Genomic DNA, 3448 nt, shown 5'->3' with positions numbered 1-3448 from the left:
TTTTTCTCAATCGACGTGATCTCAACGCTGGCGGTTTCTCGCTCTTTAAGTGCACTTGGTTTTGCTTGTTTACGCAGCGCCTGCACGATCTTGATTAAAGGCTCTTCAATAGCGCTGTTTTTTATATCAACATAGGTTTTCAGTTTAAGCGCGGGGGCAAATTTTAATCTATTATCCAGGTTTTGATCTTCAAACAGTGTTTCACTGATTTCAAACTCCGGATGTTTGCGCAGATAACGCGCCATATTTCGCAATAAGCTGGCCTGTTTTTCATCACGGCGCAGCCTGAACAGACTGAGGCGCATATTGTCGATAATAAAACGCAGGCGTGCCAGCGTTTGATTAAACCAATATATAAATCCACTTATTTTGCGCGCAAAATCAATCGGACAAGCCCAGTTGGTCCACTCATAACAGGATTCGGGATCAATCTGCTGTAACTCAGTTAATAGTTTCTGGGCATAATCGAGCGCTTTTTCATTTTCACGTACTTTAGCGCTTAAGGTGCTGACAAAACCAAACTGGCTGGAGATGGCATAATGCATATTATCTAAACTGACATTAAGATTGTCTTTTGCTTCATAAAGCAGATCATCTAACTGGTCGAAGTAATACTCGGCATCATCCTGTTGATTGCTGTGCAGCGACATTTGAAAATCTTTAACTGTATCGTCTAAGATATCAATCACTTTACCCATATCGGTTAATTGCCGATAACTGCTCTGTTTGCGCATTAAGCGGTTGAGCATGCGTTTTAATTCGGCAGTTACGCGGTAATCACCCGGCTCGTCATCGGGGCGTAATAAGCCCTTTTTCTGCAATATATTGAGTTTACCTGAATCGAGCTGATCGCCAGCAATCGAGCCATACACATAAGCATCGGCAAGCAGTTGCGAGTTCGAACCAATCTGTCTCAATAATTCAGCAACATCTCCAGCATCATAACCCGCCATTAAAAAAGCAACTCCTCTTGCTGCTGTTGCTCATTTTCCGGCAACTCAACACGTTCCGAGTCATTTAAAAATTCGATTAGCAGATAGATAATATCAAAACGCGCGCTTGCATAATAACGGCTGCTGCCGGCATTTTTACGTACTAAATAGCCCATCTCTTCTAGTTTTTGGAAGATGAAAACCAGCTGCTCGCGTGTTTCTAATTTATTGGTTTTAAAAGGTTTGACCGATGTTAAACGGCGCAGTTGTTCACGCAGTGTCTGATCATGCTCAAACGGATCGAACAGCTCATTAATATTTACCACAGATTTAGCCCGCAGCGGCAAATCTGTCTGGCTTGCCGTTAATAACAGCTCTAAAAATTCAACTAACGGGCGGAAACTGCTGCGTACCTCACTGAATAAAGCGGTTAATTCCGCGCTGTTATCCTGGTCTACTTGTTGAAAGGTGCAGTAATAGGCGTCAGCACTGTCTAAGTAGGTTAAATTTCTGTCCAAATTTCCTAAAAAGTCTGCAACACGTTGGCTATTATCATTTTCTTTTAAATACTCAAATTCATCGGCAAAAGCCGTTTCACAAATCACCGCGCCAGTTAGCAATTGTTGTACGGTTTGTTTAAACATTATTCAACCTCCACAGAGTGAATTTGCGCAGCTTGAGCCTGTTGTTTACGTTGCGCTAATAACTCATCCAAGCGGGAGATAGGTATTTCCGCATGGTAAATTTTATTATCTTTTAATTTATAGTGACGATCATAAAGAGAAAGGATATGACGATCGGTTGACGGTGAAGCGGATAACATTGAGATACTATTCTCATTAAACATCTTCAGTAACAAGTCGATATTTTCAGCAGCCAGTTCACCTAATTCATCGACAGGCAGAATAATTACAGATGGCGTATCACCTGAGCCACGTAACATACCTAAAATGCCCGCAAACAGTGATAACATTGCCAAATAGGAAAGCCCGGTTGAACTGATTTTTTTCAACTGCCTTGCATTTCTTGCGTGTTTTAACTGCCCTTTTTCAGTGATCGTAAATTCGATATCAAAAAGATTATTATGCGCCAGTACAAAACCTTCACTTGGCAAATAAGCGGAGAGTTTCTGCATTGCATAAACAAGCTCATCTGGAATTTCGCCAATACCTTCACGCAGATCATCGCGATGCAGCTCGAACAATTTTGCAAACTGCTGCAAAGGCCCCCAGTATTCCAGCTCTTCCTGTTTCATCACGGTATAAACATTGATATCCGCTAACGCATCGAAATGTGCCAAAGCGGTAACATTTTTGGAAAGCTGTTTGCCGATAATTTTAATGCGGCGACCGAAATTTTCGATATGCTGATAAAACTCATTGATCATATTGGCGTTAACAGTCACCAACTGATAGGTATTTTTCTGTTTCTGCTCGGCACTGCTTAACAAGTCAGTAATTGGATTGCGGTATTTGAACAGGCTTTTCGCACCTTGATAATTATCATTATCGGCAACTAACTTAAGCCAGTTTTCAAACAGTTCACTGCCGGCATGGTTTTTTCTAAATGATTCGTTAAAGCGATTAAGCTGCTCAGTTAAACGTTTTTCAACGGCTTTAAACTGTTTCAGCCAATCGAAACAAAAACTTACCGCCAAATCAGCTTCATTATTCGGCTCAGAGTCACTTGCGAGCTGTTCAATACCACTCATTTCACACAAACGTTGGCTTTCACTAAGCTGCGTTAACAGATCATGAGAATCCCGTAATTGTGCAGAAAGTTTTTTAAGTAACTTTTGATTGCTTGTTATCAACTGCCCTTTTTCTGCCAATAGATCTTCAAGGCTGTTTTGCAAACCGCGTTTCTCTATTTCCCGGTTCTGGTTAAGCTCAACCAGTTTATCGCGATGAACATAACGCTCATTCATAAATTGAGTGTATTCACGCGCTTTACGCGCCCAAACAGCACACTCATCTAAGGCAAGGGTAAGCGCTTTACGTTCGCTACTGCGTTTATCAACTTCACCATCAGGATCAAGATCGCTAAGCGCACTGTTTTTCTGTTTTTTGTAATCGCGCAAACGGGTTTTAGCGCTCTCTTCAATTGCCGCTAACTGTATTGCTAACTGCTCAAGCTGGCTATCACGATCCGATTCCACCACCATCCGCTGATCCAGCATCTGATTATTTAATTCAAATCTTTGCTCTTGTGAAGTGACTTTAAATTGTTCAATTTTCTTATTGTTATTTTTTATCGAAACATTAAGTTCTTTAATCAGGCTTTCAACAGCCGTATTTACCTCTTTTATCGCCAGGTGCTTTTTATCAGATAAATTCTGCATCTGCACTTTCAGCTGATCAAGTTTTAACTCATTCTGCTTCAGTGTTTGTTTAATCTCACTGATTTCTATCTTTTGCACTTCTATCTGTTTGTTTAGTTCTACAAGTTGCTGATCAAGAGCTGCTATCTATTACAGTAACATCGTTCGCTTCCACTGCATGAAATTGTTATACGTT

General features: G+C 40.9%; 3 protein-coding genes. All 3 read right to left on the bottom strand.

Annotated elements, in window-relative coordinates:
• Positions 1-953 (bottom strand): hypothetical protein (locus tag AC4GME_RS15795; RefSeq protein ID WP_490379735.1); only part of this gene is annotated, 953 nt, incomplete at its 3' end.
• Positions 953-1576 (bottom strand): hypothetical protein, encoded by a 624-nt coding sequence (locus AC4GME_RS15790; protein ID WP_490377536.1) that lies wholly within the window; start codon positions 1574-1576, stop codon positions 953-955. The genes AC4GME_RS15795 and AC4GME_RS15790, both read right to left, overlap by 1 nt.
• Positions 1576-3399, bottom strand: a complete 1824-nt coding sequence (locus AC4GME_RS15785; protein WP_490379738.1) for an ATP-binding protein — start codon at positions 3397-3399, stop codon at positions 1576-1578. Before AC4GME_RS15785 ends, AC4GME_RS15790 begins: the two co-directional genes overlap by 1 nt.
• Positions 3400-3448: the final 49 nt, after the last annotated feature.

Source organism: Psychromonas sp. (assembly GCF_983033635.1).
Note: the sequence above shows the minus strand (reverse complement) of the source record. Positions and strands in the feature narration are given on the sequence as shown.

Excerpts from the sequence above, each read along its gene's own strand:
- AC4GME_RS15790 (WP_490377536.1), bottom strand. The coding sequence starts at position 1,576 with ATGTTTAAACAAACCGTACAACAATTGCTAACTGGCGCGGTGATTTGT.